This is a genomic window from Ruegeria sp. S263 (genome assembly GCF_056780525.1).
In genome coordinates, this window is the sequence record NZ_CM165558.1 from 754,916 (window position 1) to 775,633 (window position 20,718).

Sequence of the window (20,718 nt, forward strand, 5' to 3'; positions counted from 1 at the left end):
TGATCCGTCCGATCAAAACACCCGGGTTGAGCAAAGGGAATTGAGATGCCGCCGCTTCCCAATTGTGTTCCAGTGCGCCCGGATCCCCGGTGGGTCTTTGTTCGAGGTCGGATATCACAGGAAACACGCGCATACCTCTTTAGAACCTTTGCGGCATGCAAAATCAACTCTGCATGCCGCTCTGCAGCGAACAGGACTGAAACATGTCCATATCTGGACTTATCAGCGCTCTTTCACATAAGGCTCGCCACCTGCGCGCGGTGGGATTGCTTTGCCCACAAACCCGGCCAGAATGACTACGGTCAGGATATAGGGCAGGGCGTCCATGACCTGAACCGGAATGACAACACCGCCAAGGTCGATATTCTGGAACCGCAACGCCACGGCCTGCAGCAGGCCGAACAACAGGCAGGCCCACATCGCGTGCCACGGGCGCCATTTTGCAAAGATCAACGCAGCCAGTGCGATAAAGCCGCGCCCGGCTGTCATCTCTTTGACGAACCCGGCCTGTAGGGCGGTGGCCAGATACGCTCCGGCAATACCACACAAAACGCCGCAGATCGCGACGGCTGCGAACCGAAGGCCAACAACGGAAACGCCGGCCGTATCCACCGCTGCAGGATTTTCACCCACAGCGCGCAGGCGCAGGCCAAAGCGGGTGCGATACAGAATCCACCATGTCGCAGGAACCAACAGGAACGCCACGTAGACAAGAATGGAGTGCCCCGACAGCAATTCGGAATAGATAGGTCCGATAATGGGAACGCCGCTCAGGGCGTCTGCGAAGGGGAAATTGATCGGCTCAAAACGGCCGCCGCCAAACAGCGACGGGGTGCGGCCGCCCTGCTGAAACCAGCTTTGAGCGATTAGGACAGTCAGCCCCGACGCCAGAAAGTTGATGGCGACCCCCGAAATAAGCTGATTGCCCCGGAACGTGATAGATGCCACGCCGTGCAGCGCCGACAGGATCAGCGAAGCCCCGATACCTGCCAGAAGGCCCAGCCAGACCGAACCGGTCACAGCAGCCACCGCAGCCGAGAAGAAGGCCGCCATCAGCATCTTGCCTTCCAGACCGATGTCAAAAATACCCGCCCGCTCTGAATAAAGCCCTGCCAGACATGCCAGCAGCAAGGGAGTCGCCAGACGGATGGCGGAATCAAGGACCTGGATGAGCGTTACAAAGAACTCCATCACTGTGCTCCTTTCCGCAGGCTGAGGAACAGCTTTTCAAGCGGCATCCGAACCATGTTGTCCAGTGCTCCGGTGAACAGGATCACAAGGGCCTGAATGACCACAATCAGCTCACGCGGGATCGAGGTCCACAACGCCAGTTCCGCGCCGCCCTGATACAGAAAGCCGAACAGGAGCGCGGCAAGGAACACGCCAAACGGATGAGATCGACCCATCAGAGCCACAGCGATCCCGATGAAGCCTGCGCCCTCGGTCGAGTTCAGAACCAGCCGTTCAGCCTCGCCCATTACGTTGTTGATGGCCATCATGCCGGCCAGCGCGCCCGAAATCAGCATCGCGATGATGGTGATACGCACGGGTGAAATCCCGGCATAAACAGCACCGGTTTCGGAATGGCCGTAGGCGCGGATTTCGTATCCCAGCCGAGTGCGCCAGATCAGCGCCCAGACCACGACACAGGCCAGCAAAGCCACAAAGAACGAGATATTCGCAGGCGCGCCGCGGAACAGGGCATTCTCTGCGGTCGAGAACATCGACTGGAACGTCGGAAGATGCACAGTTTCGGGGAAGCGTGCCGTCGCGGGGTCTTGCGAGCCCTGCGGACGCATCACGTTGACCAGCATATAGTTCAGAAACGCAGCGGCTATGAAATTGAACATGATCGTGGTGATCACGATATGGCTGCCACGCTTTGCCTGCAGATAGGCCGGAATTGCAGCCCACATCGCGCCAAACAGCGCCGAGCCGACACATGCGGCCAGCAACGCGATGCTCCAATGTGGCCAGTCAATATACAGACAGACCATGGCAACACCCAGCCCGCCCAACATGGCCTGTCCTTCGCCGCCGATATTGAACATCCGGGCGTGAAAGGCGACAGCCACCGCCAACCCGGTGAACATGAAGTTGGTCGCGTAATACAGGGTGTAGCCCCAGCCATAGGTGGACCCCAGCGCGCCGGTGACCATCAGGTTTACAGCCTCGAGAGGGTTTTCTCCGATGGCGAGGATGACCAGCGCCGACAGGATTGCGGCCAATATCAGACTGATCAGCGGGATCAGGATGACGTCGGCCCATTTGGGCATTTTATCCATATTACGCGGCCTCTCCCGCAACACCGGCCATCAGCAGGCCCAGTTCTTTTTCGTCCGTTTCATGGGGCAGACGCTCACCCATGATATGTCCGTCGAACATCACAGCGATCCGGTCGGACAGCGAGAATATCTCTTCCAGTTCGACAGAAACCAGCAGGATTGCTTTTCCTTGATCACGCAGGGCGACAATCTGTTTGTGAATGAACTCGATCGCGCCGATATCCACGCCGCGCGTGGGCTGACCGACCAGCAACAGGTCGGGGTTGCGCTCGATTTCGCGGGCCACGACGATCTTTTGCTGGTTACCACCCGAAAAATTCTTGGCGGCCAGCCACCCATCTGGCGGCCGGACGTCAAATTTTTCGATCTTACGCTCGGTGTCTGCGCGCAGGGCGGCGTTATCCATGAAGATGCCGCGCTTATACGCCGGGTCCCGGTGATAGCCGAACGCCACGTTTTCCCACGCGTGGAAGTCCATGATCAGACCTTCGCGCTGACGGTCCTCGGGCACATGGGCGATGTGTTGGGCGCGCCGGGCCTGCCCGTCCGATCCAGCACCACTCAGCGCCAGAGGAGAGCCATTCAGCTTGATCGAACCAAGGCCGGGGCGCATTCCGCCCAATACCTCCAGCAACTCGGACTGGCCATTTCCGGCGACACCCGCGATGCCCACGATCTCGCCTGCGCGTACGGTCAGGTCAATGCCCTTGACGCGTTCGACACCGGCCTCATCGACGACCCGCAGGTTTTCGATTTCCAGAATGGGTTTGCCCGGTTGAGCGGGCACCTTGTCGACCTGCAACAGGACCTTGCGGCCCACCATCAGCTCGGCCAGTTCCTGTGGGTTGGTCTCGGCCGTTTTGACGGTTGCCGTCATCTGGCCGCGCCGCATCACGGAAACGGTGTCTGTGGCCTCCATAATCTCGCGCAGCTTGTGGGTGATCAGGATAATGGTTTTACCCTCGGCACGCAGGCGGTCCAGAATGCGGAACAATTGATCCGCTTCGGCCGGCGTCAACACACCCGTAGGCTCATCCAGGATCAGAATTTCAGCCCGACGATACAGCGCCTTAAGGATTTCCACACGCTGCTGCATCCCCACACCGATCTCGTCGATGCGTTTGTCAGGGTCCACGAACAGTTCATACTCTTCTTCAAGCGCTTTCAGTTCCTTACGCGCCTTTGACAGCGACGGGGCCAACAGCCCGCCGTCTTCGGCGCCCAGAACGATGTTTTCCAGAACGGTGAAGTTTTCCACCAGCTTGAAATGCTGGAACACCATCCCGATGCCGGCTGCGATCGCTGCCTGACTGTCTGGGATGTCGGTTTTGGTACCGTTGATCCAGATCTCGCCCTTATCGGCTTTGTAAAAGCCGTAGAGGATGCTCATCAGCGTGGATTTGCCCGCACCGTTTTCACCGATGATCCCATGGATCGTACCGGGGGCAACGCTGATCGAGATGTCTTTATTGGCCTGAACCGGCCCAAAGGCTTTGGAAATCCCTTTGAGCTCAATGGCGGGGACGGTCATGTCTTGTCCTTGGGTTGCCGAACGGCCGCGATGCACAACGCGGCAAAATGGGTGCAAGGCGGAGGTCAGCCCCCGCCTCGCGCGATATCAGAACTGCAGTGCCGGGCAGGTGTCGTTCTCGTAGTACGCAACCACATTGATGTCGCCATCAATGATGCCCTTGCGCGCGGCTTCGACAGCATCGGCCATCTGTGCCGAGACCAGTTCCTTGTTGTTGTCGTCCATGGCAACGCCAACACCGTCTTCGGCAAGACCCATGGTGAACACGCCGGTTTCGACGTTTTCGCCTGCGGTCATTGCGTCATAAACCGCAACGTCCACACGTTTCAGCATCGAAGTTAGAACCTTGCCCGGGTGCAGGTGGTTCTGGTTGCTGTCAACGCCGATCGACAGGATGCCTTCGTCGGCAGCGGTTTGCAGAACACCCACGCCGGTGCCGCCTGCGGCTGCATAGATCACGTCAGCACCCTGGCTGATCTGCGCCTTGGTCAGTTCCGAGCCCTTCACCGGGTCGTTCCATGCGGCAGGGGTGGTGCCGGTCATGTTGGCAACCACTTCGATATCAGGATTCACTGCCTTGGCACCTTGCGCGTAGCCGCAGCCAAAGTGACGGATCAGCGGGATATCCATGCCACCGATGAAACCAACAGTCCCGGATTCAGACGCCATGGCCGCCATCATGCCAACCAGATAAGAGCCTTCATGCTCGGCAAAGCTGACCTGACGAATATTCGGTGCATCCAGCCAGTTCACGTCAACAGCGACGAACTTGGTGTCCGGATAGTCACCTGCAACGGCGGCAAGCGGGTCGGCCATCGCAAAGCCCATGGTGATGATCGGGTTCGCGCCTGCTTCGGCAAAGCGGCGCAGGGCCTGTTCGCGCTGCGCTTCGGACTGAAGCTCAATCTCGCGGTATGTGCCGCCGGTCTTGTTGGCCCAACGCTGTGCGCCGTTATGTGCGGCTTCGTTGAACGACTTGTCGAACTTGCCACCCAGGTCAAAGATCAGGGCCGGTTCGGCCAATGCGGCACCCGCAGTCAGAGCGACGGCGGCGGCAGCGCCCATCAAGGATTTCATCAGGCTCATTTCATACTCCCGTTTGTTATTGTCGGTCGGAGCCAAAATAGCCCCGTTTACCCACTATGAGCGAGCATAACTCTTGTGATGGCGGGAATTAAGGACGTTTGCAACAGCCGTGGTCAACAGATTTTTGACCATCTGGTCGAATTAATTCGCTGCCTGATGTCGGGTCAGGGTGAATTCCATGACAACGGCATCAATTTTATTATTGTTTTCCTGCTGGTAATACCCTTTGCGCAACCCGCAGGGGCGGTATCCGATCTGCTCATAAAGAGCGATCGCAGGAGAGTTGTTCTTGGCCACTTCCAGAAACGAACGGGATGCGCCTAAATTTTTGGCTTTGGTGTGCCATTCGTTCATACGCAGTTTTGCCAGCCCCTGACGCTGAAGTGTGGGGTGCGTTGCAATGGTGATCAATTCCGCTTCGTCCGCGATCACCTGAAACAGAGCGAAAGATTTTGAATTTCCAACGACATGCGTGAACCGGTTTGACAGCAGGTCGGCAAATTCGGCAGCCGTCCACGGGCGGGATTGCGTGAACGCCGCCGCATGAGTTTCGGCCAGCTCTTCCGGTGTCATTCGTCCAGCAATGCCGGTGGAACGTCCCGTGAAGGGGCGGCATCGGCCGACCTTATGTAAAGAGGTGCCGGAGGTTCAGTCACAGTTCGCCACCGATGCGCCGCGATGCGTGCGATGGCCCGGACCTGTTGATCGGCGTCATCATTGAAGGCCAGCGGGCCAAGTGATTCTGCGGATTCCAGAGTTTGTAGTGTGGGACCGGTTTCCGGGGTCGAGATATATACCTGTTCTCGCGGCGCGCGGATTGCCGGAATTCTGTCCTGAAAATCCGCACATAGTGCCTCGAAGCCCGACACACCAACTGCAGGAACCCCAAGACCAAGGGCCAATCCGCGCGCAGCGGAAACTGAAATCCGAATACCAGTGAAATTGCCCGGCCCGATCCCGACGCCAATCGCGGACAGATCACCCCATGTGCGCCCAGCTTCTGCAAGAACCTCTTCCAGTAATGGCATAAGGCGTTCGGCCTGACCGCGGGTCATGGCTTCGACCTTTGACGTGACAATGTGGTCGCCCTGCAACAAAGCGGCCGCGCAATGCGCGGCCGATGTGTCGAAAGCCAGAATAACCGGTTCAGACGGCAACTGGGCGAACCTCGGTCACTTCGGGAATGTAGTGGCGCAGAAGGTTCTCGATCCCCATTTTTAACGTCAGGGTCGAGGAAGGGCAGCCCGCGCAGGCACCTTGCATGTGCAGATAGACCACGCCCCGGTCAAATCCGTGGAAGGTAATGTCGCCCCCATCTTGCGCCACGGCAGGCCGAACGCGGCTGTCCAGAAGGTCTTTTATCTGGTTCACAACCTCAGCATCTTCACCGGTGTGTTCTGCATGGCCAGAAGCTGTGGTCGCGTCCGACGCCATGACCGGTTGGCCGGATTGATAGTGCTGCATGACCGCGCCAAGAATGGCCGGTTTGATATGGTCCCACTGCACGTCAGCCGATTTGGTGACGGTCACGAAATCGTTGCCAAAGAAAACGCCAGTCACGCCATCAACGGTAAAGATACGGCTCGCCAGAGGCGATTTTTCTGCCGCTTCCGCTGTTGGAAAGTCTGCGGTGCCAACCTCCAGCACGGTTTGGCCGGGCAGGAATTTCAGCGTTGCAGGGTTCGGCGTGGATTCGGTCTGGATGAACATGGCGCGGCTCCGTTTTCGTTGCTCATGATATGCGGGTCCGCGCGCAGGAAGTCAAGATTTGGAACCGTTCTAAATTGTGGGGGCAAACCTGACCGCATCCTCCAACCGATCATCCCCCCAAAACAGTTCCCCGCCCACCAGAAAGCTGGGGGCACCAAACAGCCCATTATCCTGCGCTGTTTTTGTCTGTGTTATAAGCGCGGCCTTGACCGCGGGGTCCTGCGTCTTGTCAAGCAGGTCCTGCGATAATCCGGCTTCGGCAAGGCATGCGCGCAATACAGCGTCGTCCGCGATGTTTTGCCCGTTTGCAAACTCTGCCGAATAAACTGCGCGGCTGAACGCGGCTCTTTGCGCGTGATCTTCGATGGCCAACGTAAGCCGCGCCGCCTTCAAGCCGTTTTGTGGAAATGGATTGGGTTTTTGGAAGGGCAAGTTTCGCTGCGCCGTCAGTCGTTCCATGTCGCGCCACATGTAGCGGCCCTTGGCCGGGTACAGGTTGAACGGAGAATTATCCCAACCCTGCGACGCGAAAATCGGCCCCAGCAGAAAAGGCTGCCATTCGACAGTGACCCCGTGGCTGGTCGCGACGTCCTCGACACGCATCGCACTGAGGTAAGAATAGGTCGAAGCGTATTCGAACCAGAACTGAATGCTATGCGGCATGGTTAGGCCTCAGGTGATTTCTTCCAGCTTTTCCTTGCTTAGATCGCCGGGAACAATCGTGATCGGAATGGGCATGCTGCCAGAATTCTTGGTGAGTTGAGTTACCAATGGCCCGGGGCCTTTCTTTTCGACACCAGCGCCCAGCACCAGCACGCCGATCTCGGGGTCGGACTGTACATGTTCTATGATCTGCGCCACCGGTTCGCCTTCTCGAATGGCCAGTTCAGGGTCGACACCCTGTTTGTCGCGCATCCACTTCGCGAATACCTCGTAATGGGCGTGGATACGTTCGCGGGCTTCCTCGCGCATCACTTCGGCCACACCGATCCAATGGTTGAATTCATCAGGGGGAATGACCGATAGGATCGTCACACCGCCGCCCGTATGGGCCGCACGCATCGCTGCAAACCGCATCGCGTTCAGGCATTCGCGGCTGTCATCCAATACGACCAGGAACTTACGCATGGGTTTCCTCATTCATTTCGGGCGATCATGCCCGACCTGATGCGCGCTGGCAACCGATGCCTAACGCGTGCTGGCCGCCCAATCCCAATACAGCTCGCGCGCACGTCGGGCGATGGGCCCGACCTGATATTGCGTATCCTCCAGCGCCGTGACCGGGGTGATCTTGCTCATGTTGCCGGTCATGAAGACTTCATCAGCCTTATGGAAATCATCAAAGGTCAGGACGGATTCGCGCACGGTCACACCATCGGCACGCAGGTTTTCGATGTGGCGCGCGCGCGTGATACCGGCAAGGAAAGTGCCGTTGGGGGTGGGGGTGAAGACCTCGCCGTCACGAACCATGAAGATATTAGCAGTAGCGGTTTCAGCTACATGCCCAAGAGCGTCAGCCACCAGGGCATTTGCAAAGCCCTTGGACCGGACCTCTTGCAGCATCCGCGCATTGTTCGGGTAAAGGCAGCCCGCCTTGGCGTTCACAACGGCTGATTCCAGAATCGGACGGCGGAAGCGCGTGTATCCCAGCGTGGCCGAGGCGGTGTCAGGTGCCATCGGAATTTCTTCCAGACAGATGGCAAAGCCGGTGCTGTTTTCCTGCGGCACAATCGCGGTCGCGTCCCCGTCGATGCCCCAGTACATCGGGCGGATATAAACGGCAGAGTCGTGCGCATAGCTTTCAAGACCTTCGCGCACGATCTCGACCATCTGATCTGTCGTCACTGTCGGTGTCAGCATCAGCGCCTCGGCCGAGCGGTTCACGCGGGCGCAATGGGCCTTAAGGTCGGGTGCCAGCCCATCGAAATACCGCGCCCCGTCAAAGACTGACGATCCCAGCCATGCACCGTGATCAGCCGCACGCATGATCGGCGCGTCCCCGTCATGCCATTGACCTTCGAAATAGGTACGGATGTTTTTGCCGACTGCCATGACGCCCTCCCAAGCTTTGCGGCAAACCTAGGAAGACGCAACGGCAACGTCCAGCGCAATCAGCCCTGTTTTGCGCCGACCATGCCCACGATGTCGTAGGTCTGCTGCAGGATCGGGGCGGCAATCGCGCGTGCTTTTTCCGCGCCATTGGCCAAAATGCGATCAATCTCGGCCTCTTCACCCATCAGTCGCGCCATCTCGGACGAGATCGGGGCCAGTTTCGACACAGCCAATTCCGCCAGCATGGGCTTGAATTCTCCGAACTGCTTGCCGCCAACCTCGGCCAGAACCTGCTCGGCGGTTTGGTCGCTGAGGGCCGCGTAGATATTCACCAGATTGCGCGCTTCGGGTCTTTCCGACAGGCCTTCAACTTCTGAGGGCAGGGCATCCGGGTCCGTCTTGGCCTTGCGGATTTTCTTGGCAATGGCGTCAGCGTCATCAGTCATGTTGATCCGCGTCATGTCCGACGGGTCCGATGACGACATCTTACGCGACCCGTCCCGCAGGTTCATCACGCGCGGCGCGGGGCCACCGATCACGGGCTCGGTCACTGGGAAGAACTCGACACCATAGTCATGGTTGAACTTGATCGCGATGTCGCGGGTCAGCTCCAGATGCTGCTTTTGATCCTCACCCACTGGCACGTGCGTTGCGTGGTAAGTCAGAATGTCCGCCGCCATCAGCGCCGGATAAGCAAACAGGCCAAGCGAAGCGTTCTGTGCGTTCTTGCCCGCCTTGTCCTTGAACTGCGTCATCCGCTGCATCCAGCCCATGCGAGCGATACAGTTGAAAATCCACGCCAGTTGCGTGTGCTCGGGCACTTGACTTTGGTTGAACAGGATAGATTTCTCGGGGTCCAGCCCGGCGGCGATGAAACCGGCGCAAACCTCGCGGGTTTTTTCACGCAGACGGGCGGGGTCTTGCCAGACGGTGATCGCGTGCAGGTCGACCATGCAATAGATGGTCTCGTAATCTTCGCCCTGCATATCCACAAAACGCTTGAGCGCACCCAGATAGTTACCAAGGTGCAGGTTTCCCGAAGGCTGGATGCCGGAAAACACACGCGGTGTGAACTGGGTTTCGGTCATCGAAGGGAACTCCCGTCTGGAAAAATCAGCCCCCGTCGCTTACCCATGAGGTCAAGGGACGTCAACAGCCGCGAAAGGCCAGCCCAATGAGCAGTGAGCATTATACGCCAGCCGTGAACCCCCTGCCGCCCGTTGTGGTGGCGTTGGTTCTGTTCATCTTCGGGATCGAGCTGATCTTTATGCTGGGCTCACGCGGGCTGGTCGGAGGGCCGTCTGCTATCGGCTGGCGGCTGGACGCGTTGCAGCAGTATTCGTTTTCGCCCGACATCTTTGACTGGATGGTTGAGAATGGCCGGTGGCCTTTCGAACATCTGATCCGTTTCGTGACCTATCCGTTCGTGTCGGCCAATTTCACCCAGGCCGTCTTTGTCTGTGTCTTTGTGTTGGCCATGGGAAAGATGGTGGCCGAAGTGTTTGGCAGCGTGCAGATGCTGGTAATCTTTGTGCTGTCCGGTATCGGCGGCGCACTGATCTATGCCGTGCCGCTTGATCCGCAATATCCGCTGGTCGGAGGATTCCCCCCGGTCTACGGCCTGATTGGAGCGTTCACGTGGATTTTGTGGCGAAAGCTGTCGCTGGTCGGAGAGAACCAGTCGCGCGCCTTCAGCCTGATTGCGGTGTTGATGGGCATTCAGTTGCTGTTCGGCCTTCTATTTGGCGGAACGCTGGATTGGGTCGCTGATCTGGGTGGGTTTGCCACCGGCTTTGGCCTGTCGTTCTTTCTGGCTCCGGGTGGCTGGGCGCGGATCGTGGGGCGTATACGGCGGGATTGATCACGACCGGCGCAAAGCTGTCTTGAACTCAGACACCTTGAAAGCGCCCATTAGGTGACCAAGAAAGAAATACGTGACGGCGGCAACCAAGATCAGCAGCATCAATGCAAGATACCGCCAGCCGGGTACGTGAAACGCCCAGCCAATCAGGTGAATGGCGGCGAAAAGCACAACGCCCATCCCGGCAGACGCAGCCATGATGCGCCACGCACGATGTTTGAAACGGTCGTCAAACCGGGCTTCTTCCCCCATGCGCCGTGCCCCGATAATCAGCAGCCCGACCATGGCCCAGCCTGCGACCGAGGCCGCGATCGCAGGCGCAATCCATCCCACCACCGGATACAGCCCAAAGGCCAGCCCAGCGTTGATGATCATGGCGACCACCGCATAGTGAAAGGGAGACCGCGTGTCCTCGCGCGCAAAGAACAAAGGTTGCAGCAGCTTTTGCAGCATGAAGGCGGGCAGCCCAATTCCGTAAATCGCGACGGCAAGGGCCGTCGCCGCCGTGTCTTCGGCGCTAAATTGACCGCGTTCGAACAGGACTGAAACCAACGGATTCGGAATGATCACGAAAGCCACGGTCGACGGGATCGTCAGCAGCAGCGTGAACTCTCCCGCGCGCGAGAACGCGTTGCGTGCGCCGTCCTTGTCATCGGCGCGCAGGCGTCGTGACAGGTCAGGCAGCAGGACAATGCCAACAGCGATGCCGACGACGCCCAAGGGCAACTGGTACAGGCGGTCGGCTGCAAACAGCCAACTAACGGCCTTTTCCGTCTTGGACGCCACAAGCTGTCCCACCACAAGGTTGACCTGCGTCACCCCCATGGCGAGCGCCGCAGGAACAGCGATGCGCACCATCCGCCGCATCTCGGGGCTGAGTTTTGGTAGCCCGGGGCGAATGCGGAATCCGGCACGCTCGGTCGCGACCCAGACCAACGCCAGTTGCGCAATACCGGCCAGCGGGATTACGGCGATTAGCCAGCGGATCACTTCCCCGCCGGACATGGCCCCGGCGATCAGGGCGGCACAGGCAAAGACATTTAGAAGAACCGGCGCGGCCGCAGCAGCCGCAAACCGGCCTGTAGCGTTCAAAACGCCCGAAAACAACGCGGCCAATGACATGAAAAGGATGTATGGGAACAGCACATAGCCGTAGTCGACCGCCAGATCGAACCGTTCATCGCCGTAAAACCCTTCGGCCGTTACCCAGACCAGAGCGGGCATGAAAACCATTGCAAGCCCGACCAGTGCCAGCACCGCCGCCGCAAGCAGGTTGAAGGCATCCTGTGCAAAGCCCTGCGCGTCCTCTTCGCCCTCCAGTCGTTTCGAGAACATCGGCACAAACGCGGCGTTGAATGCACCTTCGGCGAAAAATCGGCGGAACATGTTTGGCAGGCGAAATGCGGCGACAAACGCGTCCATCACTGGCCCCGGCCCGATATAGGCCGTAAGCAGAATTTCACGCAGAAATCCCAATATCCGACTGGTGAGGGTCCAGAACCCGACCGTGAACAGGCCCGAAAACAGCCGGATCTGCTTCATGAGGCTGCGCGCTTAGCGCCCTCGGTGATGGCTTTGCGCAGCTTGGCCTCCAGTGTGCGCTGTTTGCCTTCCGAGTGGTATTTCAGCCCGAACATGTCTTTGACATAGAAGGTATCGACCACCTGCTCGCCATAGGTCGCGATCACGGCGTTTGCCACATAGACATTGGCGGCGGCCAGCGTGCGGGCCAGATCATACAGTAGGCCGGGGCGGTCGCGCGTATCCACTTCGATGATTGTGTAAATCTCGGACCCGTCATTGTCGAAGATGATATGGGTGGGCACGTTAAATGCGCGCTCACGCTTCTTGATCTTGTCGCGGGTTTTCAGGGCATCGCGCGCGACCACTTCACCCTTAAGCGTTTTGTGGATCATCTGCGTCAGGCGTGGCAGTCGGCTGGACTCGAACGGGCGTCCCTCGGCATCCTGAATCCAGAACGCGTCGGTCACATATCCGTCCTTGGTGGTATAGCTGCGTGCATCGACCACGTTTGCTCCGACCAAGGCCAGCGCCCCCGCAATTCGCGCAAAGATACCCGGGTGGTCGCCCATGGCAAAACAGGCACGCGTTGCATCACGATCCTCGTCCGGGTGCAGGCGGATTTCCATCCCACCTGAATCCCCGTTGCGATCAAGGTCCCTAAGCATCTCGGCGAACTCGACATGCGTTGAAAGGTGCAGACCTTGCCAATAGGGGTCATAGTGCCGAGCAGTTTCCGTCTTCAGGTCACCCTTTGACCATTCGGCCAGTTTCGCGCGCAACGCTTTCTTGGCACCCGCACCGCGATTGGCACGGTTAAGGTCTTCCATTCCTGTCTCAAGTGCGCGCTTTGTTTCGGCGTGCAGGGCCCGCAGCAGAGTTGCTTTCCAGTTGTTCCAGGTATCCGGCCCCACACCGCGGATATCGCAGACTGTAAGAACCGTCAGCAGGTCCAGCCGCTTAACCGTTTTCACGGCCTTGGCAAAATCCCTTACCGTGCGCGGGTCCGAAATATCGCGCTTTTGCGCCATGTCGGACATCAACAGGTGATACCGCACCAACCATTCGACGGTTTCCGCATCCTTCTTGTTCAGCCCCAAACGGGGCGCGACCTTGCGGGCAATCTGCGCGCCAAGGATAGAATGATCTTCGGGCCGTCCCTTGGCAATGTCATGCAACAGCAGCGCCACATACAGGACCTTGCGATTAATGCCCTCTTTCAGGATTGACGAGGCCAGCGGTAGGGATTCCACCAACTCACCGCGCTCGATCTGGGCAAGGTTTACGATGCACTGGATGGTGTGCTCATCCACCGTATAGCTGTGATACATGTTGAACTGCATCATTGCGACGATGTGTTCGAATTCCGGCAGGAAAGCAGACAGAACCCCCAGTTCGTTCATTCGGCGCAAGGCCCGTTCAGGGTTTCCGTGCTTCAGCATCAGATCAAGGAAAATGCGCTGGGCTTCCTTGTTTTCGCGCATGTCCTCGTCGATCAGATGCAAGTTCGCGGTAACCAGTCGCATCGCGTCGGGATGGATCAACATTCCGGTGCGCAACCCCTCTTCAAAGAGGCGCAGCATGTTCAGCTTGTCGACAAGGAACTGATCCGGGTCGGCGACGTTCAGTCGACCGTGAACGACGCGAAAGCCGGGTTTGACCCGGGGGCGACGACGCAGAATACGTTCAAGCAAAGCCGCACCTTTCATGTGGCTTGCTTCCAGTTTGGTCAGGAAAATACGCGTCAGTTCCCCGACTTTCGTGGCCTCGCGGAAATAGCGCTGCATGAACACTTCTACGCCGCGGCGTCCGGCCCTGTCTTCGTACCCCATGCGATCGGCCACTTCGACCTGCAGATCGAAGGTCAGTTGTTCAGTGGCCCGTCCCGTCACCAGATGCAGGTGGGAACGCACTGCCCACAGAAAATCCTCGGCCTGAACAAAGGTGGCGAATTCGTCCGGCGTGAACAGACCAAGGGGCACCAACTCGGCCACATCCTGTACGCCGTAGATGTATTTGGCGATCCAATACAAAGACTGAAGATCCCGAAGCCCGCCTTTACCTTCTTTCACGTTGGGCTCGACCATGTAGCGCTGGCCTTGCTTTATGTGTCGCTCGTCACGTTCCTGTAGTTTGGCTTCGATGAAGGCACGCTCGGTGCCCTTGAATAGATCTTCGCGCAGCCGTTTTGTCAGATCGCCGGCAAGCGTTTCGTCACCTGCCAGATAACGCTGTTCCAGCATCGCGGTACGAATCGTGAAATCGTCGCCGCCAAGCCGCAGGCAGTCTTTGATGGTGCGTGAGGAGTGCCCGACCTTTAGCCGCAGGTCCCAGAGGATATAGAGCATGGACTCGATCACGCTCTCGGCCCAGGCGGTAATCTTGTAGGGGGTCAGGAACAGAAGATCGACGTCTGATGCCGGGGCCATTTCACCGCGCCCATATCCCCCCACCGCCAGTACGGCAATCTTTTCACCCTGCGTCGGGGTGGCCAGCGGATGCAGGTCCAGGCTTGCCACTTGCATGGCAGTGCAGACCAGACCGTCGGTCAGGTAGGTATAAGAACGGGTGAGCGGACGCGCATCGAAGGGACGTTTGGCAAATGCGTCGGCAATGGCCTGACGTCCGGCTTTTTGGGCATCGCGCAGTATTCGCACGGTTTCATTGCGCCGTGCGGCGTTTTCCGATGTCTTTTTGAAGGCTTCCGACAGTTGCGCCATAACAGAGTTACTGTCGAATATGTCATCAGCCGGGCATATCAGTTCGCCGCGCGGAACGAGGGTCAGCGCGGGCCGATCAGAAGCCAGCGCCAGAGAAGCTTTGTGGGGCGGAGTCAATCACTACTACCTGTTTATTCTGGATCGTGGCGACAGCCAGACCGCGTTCGTTCGTACCGTCCGAGCGTAGGCGGAAAATTCCGCCAACACCTTGGAAACCGGCATTTTGTGTTAGTGCCGACGCTGTCAGCGCATTCGACTTACCTTGGCTGACCAACGCAGCGATCGCCGCGATGCCGTCATAGGCCAGGCCGCTGATCGGATGCGGCGCTTCGCCATAGGTATTGTTATAGCGCTGGCGATAGGCTTGTGCCTTGGATGGATCGGGCAGCGCAAACCACCCGCCTTGCACGCCCGGCAGCTCAAGCGTCTGGGCGGGGATGTCCCAGCGCGTCAGACCCATAAACTGCGTCGTTGCAGGCGAAACACCAGCTTCGGGCAGCAATTGCGAATACAGCGGCAATGCCCCCGCTGTGGTTGCGGTCAAAAAGATGGAATCGGCGCCTGACGCATCGACCGTGGCCTTGATCGTGGGTACCGAGTTGATGACACCTTGCTGTGAGCGGTCATATGCGACCGTACCGGCGTTGTTAACCCGGCTGCTGCTTAGCGCATTGGCGATCGCCGACTGGCCAAGCTGACCTGCGGCGTCATTGCTGTGGACGATCACGGCACCGGTTTTTCCCTGCGTACCGGCGAAGTTCACAAGGCGATTGGCCGTATTCTGGAACGTCGGGCCCAGAACAAAGACATTTCCACCCGCGATGCTGGTATTGTTCGAGAAAGACAGCACGTTGACGTTATTGTTTAGGACAGCAAGCCCGGCAGAGTTTGCCGCCTGCGCGTAAACGGGGCCAAGGATGATTTTCGCCCCGTCTGCCACAGCGCGCTGTGCGACCTCGGCGGCGGTGTTGGAACTGCCTTGTGTATCGTAGACCCGCAGATCAATCGTCACGTTTTGCAGGTCGGCCATTGCAAGGCGCGCGGCGTTTTCAAGGCTGCGTGCCAATGCTGCGTCACCAGACTGGGGTGAACCTGCGGGCACCAGAAGGGCAACAGGAACAGGCGCGGAGGTATTGATTGATGGTCCACCACCCAGATTACCTGTCTCACAGGCAGCCAGAAATGCGGCAGTTGCCAGCACGGCGGCGGTTTTCGCCAGTTTGCGAACGGGCTTGCAATGGATAAACATCTAAATGAAAACTCCCTGTCCCGGCGGCTTGGAGTACCGCAAGTCTGTTATGCCGCGATAATAAACGTCACGCTGTGAGGGTCCAGCTTTGAATCACCAAAAAGTCAGATTGGGCGCGGGCCTGTATTTTGTTGCCACTCCGATCGGAACGGCGCGCGATATTACGCTCAGGGCGTTGGATCTGCTGGCTTCGGCAGACATGATCGCGGCCGAGGACACGCGCAGTCTGCGGCGGCTGATGGAGATCCACGGAGTTCCGTTGGACGGGCGTCGGATACTGGCCTACCACGATCACAGCGGCGCAGGTGCGCGGGGGAAGATACTGGACGCGCTGCAGGCCGGTCAGTCGGTGGTCTATGCGTCCGAGGCCGGGATGCCGCTGATCGCCGATCCGGGTTATGATCTGGGAAAACAGGCGGCTGAGGCCGGCCATATGGTGACTTGTGCACCGGGTCCGTCTGCTGCGTTGATGGCCCTGACCCTTGCAGGCCTGCCGACAGACGCGTTCTTTTTCGCAGGGTTTCTGCCGAACGCGTCGGGTGCACGCCGAACACGGATCGAAGCGCTGAGGGATGTGCCCGGAACGCTGGTGTTCTACGAATCGCCAAAACGTGTGGCCGCATCTTTGGCGGATCTGGCACATGTTCTGGGAGGGGATAGGCAGGCCGCAATGTGTCGCGAGTTGACTAAGAAATTCGAAGAGGTTCGGCGCGGCACGCTGGGCACGCTTGCAACCGAGATCGCGGGGCAAACCGTCAAAGGCGAAATTGTTCTGCTGGTGGATCGCGGGCATTCGGAAACCGTTAACGAATCTGACGTAGAAGAGGCATTGAAACGTGCCTTGGAGACGCATTCGGTGCGCGATGCCGCTGACCTTGTATCTGAAATGTACAAGTTGCCGCGCCGACCGATCTACCAGAAGGCATTGAAGCTGGGAAAGGGATGAAATGTCCAGGCGATCCGTGCAAAGCTCTGTGTCTTTTCACGCGGGGCAGGCTGCGGAATTGCGAGTGGCGACAGATTACGAGCGTCGCGGATTCACCATCCTGCATCATCGTTGGCGTGGCGCGGGCGGGGAAATCGACCTGATCGCCCGAGACGCCAAAGGGCTGGTTTTTGTCGAGGTCAAGAAAAGCCAAAGCTTTGAAATGGCTGCCGCTCGGATCAATCACCGACAGATGAGCCGCATTTGCGCCTCTGCCGCGCAATTTCTGGAGAATGAACCGGGTGGTCAACTCACTAATGTTCGGTTCGACGCGGCGCTGGTGGATGCCTCGGGCGCTGTTCAAATTATTGAAAACGCCTTTGGTCAGGACTGACACCCATTGAACCCTTGGGCGCGCTGGGCCATGTATCTGGCGTGAAACTGAGGGACACGCCATGAAAATCGCCTTTCAGATGGACCCGATCGGGGCCGTGGATATCAATGCCGACAGTTCCTTCCGCCTTGCGGAAGAAGCACAGAAGCGCGGCCATTCCCTGTTTTTCTATGGGCCGGATCAACTGGCCTATCAGGAAGGTCGCATAACGGCGCGCGGTCAGGACATGACGGTGCAGCGGATTGCCGGGAACCCGGCCGAGCTGGGCCCCGAGCGTGAGGTTGATCTGGCCGAGTTTGATGTTGTCTGGCTGCGGCAAGACCCTCCGTTCGACATGCATTACATCACGTCGACGCATTTGCTGGATCGCCTCAAAGGGCAGACGCTGGTGGTCAACGATCCGTTCTGGGTGCGGAACTATCCCGAAAAGCTGCTGGTGCTGGACTTCCCGGACCTGACCCCGCCCACAACCATCGCGCGGGATTTGCAGACGATTAAGGCGTTCAAGGAAAAGCACGATGATATCATCCTAAAACCACTTTACGGCAACGGTGGCGCGGGCGTGTTCCGGTTGGATGCAAATGATCGCAATCTGACGTCGCTGCATGAACTGTTCACCGGGTTCTCGCGCGAGCCGCTGATTGTTCAGAAGTTCCTGCCTGACGTCAGCAATGGCGACAAGCGTGTCATTTTGGTGGATGGAGAACCGGTTGGCGCGATCAACCGTGTACCAGCGGCAGGCGAAACCCGGTCAAACATGCATGTCGGCGGGCGTCCTGAAAAGATCGGCCTGTCCGAGCGCGATCTTGAAATTTGTGCCGCGATTGGGCCGTTACTGAAGGAAAAGGGCCAGATTTTTGTTGGGATCGACGTGATCGGCGATTACCTGACCGAGATCAACGTGACCTCGCCCACCGGCATTCAGGAGCTGGAGCGGTTTGACGGCGTCAACATCGCTGAAAAAATCTGGCAGGCAATTGAGGCCAAGGTCTAAGACGCGGCTTGTGCGCTGACGCGAAAGCTCAGCGCCTCAGCCGCATGGGGCCGTTTTACATCCGGTGCCCCGTCCAGATCCGCAATCGTGCGCGCCACCCGCAAAATACGGTGAAAGGCGCGCGCGGATAGGCCAAACCGTTCAGCGGCCTTCAACAGCAATTCTTTGCCTTCGGCGTCTGGCGCTGCGATTTCTTCCAGAATGGCACCTTCCACATCCGCGTTCTGTCGGGTCGATGTGCCCTCGAACCTCTGCGCCTGAACAGCACGTGCCTATTCCACGCGCGCGGCAACAGTGGCCGAACTGTCGCCGGATGGGGGCAGATCAAGATCGGTAAGACCGACTGGCGGCACTTCGAGGCGCAGATCAAACCTATCCATCAGTGGGCCCGAAATGCGGCCCAAATAATCCTCGCCACAGACCGGCGCGCGGGAACAGGCGCGGGCGGGGTCTGTCAGATAACCGCATTTGCAAGGGTTGGCGGCGGCCACCAGCATAAAACGACAGGGATACTTCACATGCGCATTGGCCCGGGCGACCATGACCTCGCCTGTCTCGATCGGTTGGCGCAGGGTTTCCAGAACTGTGCGCGGGAATTCCGGGAATTCGTCCATGAACAGCACACCGTTGTGGGCCAGAGAAATTTCCCCCGGTTTCGCGCCTTTTCCACCGCCAACGATTGCGGCCATCGAAGCGGTGTGGTGCGGTTCCCGAAACGGACGGGTGCGGCTGATGCCGCCTTCGTCCAGCAAGCCGCAAAGCGATTGGATCATCGAGGTTTCCAGCGCCTCGGCCGGGGTCAGCGGCGGCAGATTTCCGGGCAAACGTGCGGCCAGCATGGATTTCCCCGACCCCGGCGTGCCGATCATGATCAGGTGATGTCGCCCGGCGGCGGCGATCTCGAGCGCGCGTTTGGCTCGTTCCTGTCCTTTCACATCCCGCAGGTCGCGGGCGCTGGGTGCAAGGCTGACCTCGCCGGGTTGGGCGGCGGATAACGGAGCCTGGCCTGAGAAATGTCGCACCACATCCCCCAACGATCCGGCCCCTATGACCTGCGTGGCGTCGACCCATGCGGCCTCGGCGCTGGAGGCTTTGGGGCAGAGCAGTGCTCGGTCTTCGGCGGCGTCGGGGGGATGATCTCGAGCGCAGACAGCAGCGCCACGGCGATGGGCAGGTCGAAATGGCTGCCCTCTTTCGGCAGGTCGGCAGGTGACAGGTTGATGGTGATACGTTTCGACGGTAGCGCGATTGCCATGGAACTGAGCGCGCTACGGACGCGGTCGCGGGCCTCGGACACGGCCTTGTCGGGCAGGCCGACGATGGAAAAAGCGGGCAGGCCCGGCGAGACAGCGCATTGCACCTCGACGGGGCGGGCCTCGACCCCTTGGAAAGCGACGGTATGTGAGCGGGCGACCATGAACGACCTTTTTGGTTAACAGGTCGTTGCTGACACGCGGGCAGTTTAGGAATCGTTAACGCCGGCTACCATCGCGGTGAATTTTGGCCAAGCTTCAGGGTCTGCAACAGTTTTGTCGCGGCAGAACGCATTACAGAAACCCCAAAGCCGTTCGTTCAACTCAAGAACATGAGTGACCGGTTTGCCAGAGTAAGGGCAGGCGCTGTTGATTGAATTGGTTCCGGAAACGGCTCTTGCATCAGTGCGCCCACCAACAGGCCAAGGGCGTGATGAAAGATCCTGTGGATAGGGAAATGGCGTATAATTCACGGTCAGCCCCATCGCGCGCCATTGCCGGACGGTTGGGTCAGAAAGAAGGTCCAGACAATACTGCCGATTGGCATCGGACACGGGCAGCCCGTACCCGACGATGCGCGCTGCAACCGGCGTATAGAATACATCCGCCAAAGAATAGGTGCCGAACAACGGACCGCTCGTCGAACCGGACACGTCGCGCGCGTGATGCCAGAGCGTTTCGATCCGTTCCAGATCGTTCAGAGTTTCTGACGACGGCTTGTACCCCTGCCAACACTGTTTGAGCTGCATCGGGCATTCCCCGCGCAACGCCGAGAACCCGGCCACCATTTCGGCGCACAACCACCGCGCCGTTGCACGGGCTGACGGGTCTTTGGGCCATAGTCCGGCCGCGGGGTGCCGCTCGGCCAGCGTTTCGGCCATGGCGAGGCTTTCTCCCACAACAGTACCTTCCGGCAGGCGCAGGGCAGGTACAAGGCGCGCTGGCGCAAGTGGCTTCATATCTTCGGCCATTGTGCCTGAATAAAGGCCGATCATATGCGTTCGATACGGCAGGTCGAACTTTTCCAGCATCAACCAGCCGCGCATGGACCAACTGGAAAACAGGCGGTCCCCAATAAACAGATCATAGGTCATGACCGCAGGATGGCGCGTGAAAACCTATCCGTAAATCAGTGAT

19 protein-coding genes and 1 pseudogene are annotated in these 20,718 nt (G+C 58.8%); 4 read left to right on the plus strand and 16 right to left on the minus strand.

Annotation, left to right across the window (positions count from 1 at the left end; genetic code table 11):
• Window positions 1-222: 222 nt before the first annotated feature.
• The 11 genes from ACT2B1_RS03770 to trpS form a co-directional block, all read right to left on the minus strand.
• Window positions 223-1,191 carry an ABC transporter permease gene (locus ACT2B1_RS03770; RefSeq protein WP_481668589.1) on the minus strand — a complete coding sequence of 323 codons (969 nt, stop codon included), beginning with the start codon at window positions 1,189-1,191 and terminating at the stop codon, window positions 223-225.
• Window positions 1,191-2,285: an ABC transporter permease gene (locus ACT2B1_RS03775; RefSeq protein WP_171122531.1), complete on the minus strand. Its 1,095-nt coding sequence runs from the start codon at window positions 2,283-2,285 to the stop codon at window positions 1,191-1,193. Before ACT2B1_RS03775 ends, ACT2B1_RS03770 begins: the two co-directional genes overlap by 1 nt.
• Before the next feature lies 1 nt (window position 2,286).
• A complete protein-coding gene (locus ACT2B1_RS03780) occupies window positions 2,287-3,816 on the minus strand; it encodes an ABC transporter ATP-binding protein (RefSeq protein WP_171211780.1) in 1,530 nt (509 codons plus the stop codon).
• 87 nt (window positions 3,817-3,903) lie between these two features.
• Window positions 3,904-4,902, minus strand: a complete 999-nt coding sequence (locus tag ACT2B1_RS03785) for a BMP family lipoprotein (RefSeq protein ID WP_171124465.1) — start codon at window positions 4,900-4,902, stop codon at window positions 3,904-3,906.
• Between the two features lie 141 nt (window positions 4,903-5,043).
• Window positions 5,044-5,475, minus strand: coding sequence for a GNAT family N-acetyltransferase (locus ACT2B1_RS03790; RefSeq protein ID WP_171239872.1), 432 nt, complete (start codon window positions 5,473-5,475; stop codon window positions 5,044-5,046).
• The gene (gene tsaB, locus ACT2B1_RS03795; protein ID WP_171122523.1) at window positions 5,472-6,059 is read right to left on the minus strand and encodes a tRNA (adenosine(37)-N6)-threonylcarbamoyltransferase complex dimerization subunit type 1 TsaB; all 588 of its coding nucleotides are present in this window, start codon (window positions 6,057-6,059) and stop codon (window positions 5,472-5,474) included. The genes ACT2B1_RS03790 and tsaB overlap by 4 nt, the downstream gene beginning before the upstream one ends.
• Entirely contained in the window at window positions 6,049-6,612 is a 564-nt protein-coding gene (locus ACT2B1_RS03800; RefSeq protein WP_481668590.1) for a NifU family protein, read from the minus strand. The genes tsaB and ACT2B1_RS03800 overlap by 11 nt, the downstream gene beginning before the upstream one ends.
• 69 nt (window positions 6,613-6,681) lie before the next feature.
• Complete coding sequence (locus ACT2B1_RS03805; protein WP_481668591.1) at window positions 6,682-7,275, minus strand: DsbA family protein; 594 nt, start codon at window positions 7,273-7,275, stop codon at window positions 6,682-6,684.
• A 9-nt stretch (window positions 7,276-7,284) separates the two neighbouring features.
• Window positions 7,285-7,740, minus strand: coding sequence for a universal stress protein (locus tag ACT2B1_RS03810; RefSeq protein WP_171122517.1), 456 nt, complete (start codon window positions 7,738-7,740; stop codon window positions 7,285-7,287).
• A 60-nt stretch (window positions 7,741-7,800) separates the two neighbouring features.
• Window positions 7,801-8,664 carry a branched-chain amino acid aminotransferase gene (locus tag ACT2B1_RS03815; RefSeq protein ID WP_481668592.1) on the minus strand — a complete coding sequence of 288 codons (864 nt, stop codon included), beginning with the start codon at window positions 8,662-8,664 and terminating at the stop codon, window positions 7,801-7,803.
• A 59-nt stretch (window positions 8,665-8,723) separates the two neighbouring features.
• Window positions 8,724-9,752 carry a tryptophan--tRNA ligase gene (trpS, locus tag ACT2B1_RS03820; protein WP_171239867.1) on the minus strand — a complete coding sequence of 343 codons (1,029 nt, stop codon included), beginning with the start codon at window positions 9,750-9,752 and terminating at the stop codon, window positions 8,724-8,726.
• A gap of 86 nt (window positions 9,753-9,838) precedes the next feature.
• Here trpS and ACT2B1_RS03825 point away from each other — a divergent pair, with 86 nt between their 5' ends.
• On the plus strand, window positions 9,839-10,525 hold the full coding sequence (locus ACT2B1_RS03825; RefSeq protein WP_171122513.1) for a rhomboid family intramembrane serine protease: 687 nt from the start codon (window positions 9,839-9,841) through the stop codon (window positions 10,523-10,525).
• On the opposite strand, the gene murJ is transcribed toward ACT2B1_RS03825, so the two are convergent.
• Genes murJ through ACT2B1_RS03840 form a run of 3 tightly spaced genes read right to left on the minus strand, consistent with a single transcriptional unit; the run spans window position 10,526 to window position 16,015 of the window.
• A complete protein-coding gene (gene murJ / locus ACT2B1_RS03830; RefSeq protein ID WP_171122512.1) occupies window positions 10,526-12,067 on the minus strand; it encodes a murein biosynthesis integral membrane protein MurJ in 1,542 nt (513 codons plus the stop codon). It lies immediately after the preceding gene.
• Complete coding sequence (locus ACT2B1_RS03835) at window positions 12,064-14,883, minus strand: [protein-PII] uridylyltransferase (RefSeq protein WP_171239864.1); 2,820 nt, start codon at window positions 14,881-14,883, stop codon at window positions 12,064-12,066. The genes murJ and ACT2B1_RS03835 overlap by 4 nt, the downstream gene beginning before the upstream one ends.
• A complete protein-coding gene (locus ACT2B1_RS03840) occupies window positions 14,843-16,015 on the minus strand; it encodes a penicillin-binding protein activator (protein ID WP_171211789.1) in 1,173 nt (390 codons plus the stop codon). Before ACT2B1_RS03840 ends, ACT2B1_RS03835 begins: the two co-directional genes overlap by 41 nt.
• 88 nt (window positions 16,016-16,103) lie before the next feature.
• On the opposite strand from ACT2B1_RS03840, the gene rsmI reads away from it, so the two are divergent.
• The 3 genes from rsmI to gshB all read left to right on the plus strand — a co-directional run bounded on the left by rsmI (window position 16,104) and on the right by gshB (window position 18,328).
• Window positions 16,104-16,961 carry a 16S rRNA (cytidine(1402)-2'-O)-methyltransferase gene (rsmI, locus tag ACT2B1_RS03845; protein WP_171122506.1) on the plus strand — a complete coding sequence of 286 codons (858 nt, stop codon included), beginning with the start codon at window positions 16,104-16,106 and terminating at the stop codon, window positions 16,959-16,961.
• Between the two features lies 1 nt (window position 16,962).
• Window positions 16,963-17,334 (plus strand): YraN family protein, encoded by a 372-nt coding sequence (locus ACT2B1_RS03850; protein ID WP_171239862.1) that lies wholly within the window; start codon window positions 16,963-16,965, stop codon window positions 17,332-17,334.
• A 61-nt stretch (window positions 17,335-17,395) separates the two neighbouring features.
• Window positions 17,396-18,328: a glutathione synthase gene (gene gshB / locus ACT2B1_RS03855; RefSeq protein ID WP_171239861.1), complete on the plus strand. Its 933-nt coding sequence runs from the start codon at window positions 17,396-17,398 to the stop codon at window positions 18,326-18,328.
• Here the strand turns inward: gshB and ACT2B1_RS03860 are convergent.
• Window positions 18,325-19,745, minus strand: a pseudogene (locus ACT2B1_RS03860) (YifB family Mg chelatase-like AAA ATPase). The gene gshB and the pseudogene ACT2B1_RS03860 sit on opposite strands and share 4 nt — an antisense overlap.
• A gap of 45 nt (window positions 19,746-19,790) precedes the next feature.
• Entirely contained in the window at window positions 19,791-20,675 is an 885-nt protein-coding gene (locus ACT2B1_RS03865; RefSeq protein WP_171239860.1) for a glutathione S-transferase, read from the minus strand.
• Window positions 20,676-20,718: the final 43 nt, after the last annotated feature.

Coding starts and splice junctions, on each gene's coding strand:
- ACT2B1_RS03780 (WP_171211780.1), bottom strand. CDS start 3,816: ATGACCGTCCCCGCCATTGAGCTCAAAGGGATTTCCAAAGCCTTTGGG.
- ACT2B1_RS03840 (WP_171211789.1), bottom strand. CDS start 16,015: ATGTTTATCCATTGCAAGCCCGTTCGCAAACTGGCGAAAACCGCCGCC.
- gshB (WP_171239861.1), top strand. CDS start 17,396: ATGAAAATCGCCTTTCAGATGGACCCGATCGGGGCCGTGGATATCAAT.
- ACT2B1_RS03785 (WP_171124465.1), bottom strand. CDS start 4,902: ATGAGCCTGATGAAATCCTTGATGGGCGCTGCCGCCGCCGTCGCTCTG.
- ACT2B1_RS03775 (WP_171122531.1), bottom strand. CDS start 2,285: ATGGATAAAATGCCCAAATGGGCCGACGTCATCCTGATCCCGCTGATC.
- ACT2B1_RS03850 (WP_171239862.1), top strand. CDS start 16,963: ATGTCCAGGCGATCCGTGCAAAGCTCTGTGTCTTTTCACGCGGGGCAG.
- murJ (WP_171122512.1), bottom strand. CDS start 12,067: ATGAAGCAGATCCGGCTGTTTTCGGGCCTGTTCACGGTCGGGTTCTGG.
- ACT2B1_RS03825 (WP_171122513.1), top strand. CDS start 9,839: ATGAGCAGTGAGCATTATACGCCAGCCGTGAACCCCCTGCCGCCCGTT.
- ACT2B1_RS03800 (WP_481668590.1), bottom strand. CDS start 6,612: ATGTTCATCCAGACCGAATCCACGCCGAACCCTGCAACGCTGAAATTC.
- ACT2B1_RS03815 (WP_481668592.1), bottom strand. CDS start 8,664: ATGGCAGTCGGCAAAAACATCCGTACCTATTTCGAAGGTCAATGGCAT.
- ACT2B1_RS03810 (WP_171122517.1), bottom strand. CDS start 7,740: ATGCGTAAGTTCCTGGTCGTATTGGATGACAGCCGCGAATGCCTGAAC.
- ACT2B1_RS03770 (WP_481668589.1), bottom strand. CDS start 1,191: ATGGAGTTCTTTGTAACGCTCATCCAGGTCCTTGATTCCGCCATCCGT.
- ACT2B1_RS03865 (WP_171239860.1), bottom strand. CDS start 20,675: ATGACCTATGATCTGTTTATTGGGGACCGCCTGTTTTCCAGTTGGTCC.
- ACT2B1_RS03805 (WP_481668591.1), bottom strand. CDS start 7,275: ATGCCGCATAGCATTCAGTTCTGGTTCGAATACGCTTCGACCTATTCT.
- ACT2B1_RS03790 (WP_171239872.1), bottom strand. CDS start 5,475: ATGACACCGGAAGAGCTGGCCGAAACTCATGCGGCGGCGTTCACGCAA.
- trpS (WP_171239867.1), bottom strand. CDS start 9,752: ATGACCGAAACCCAGTTCACACCGCGTGTGTTTTCCGGCATCCAGCCT.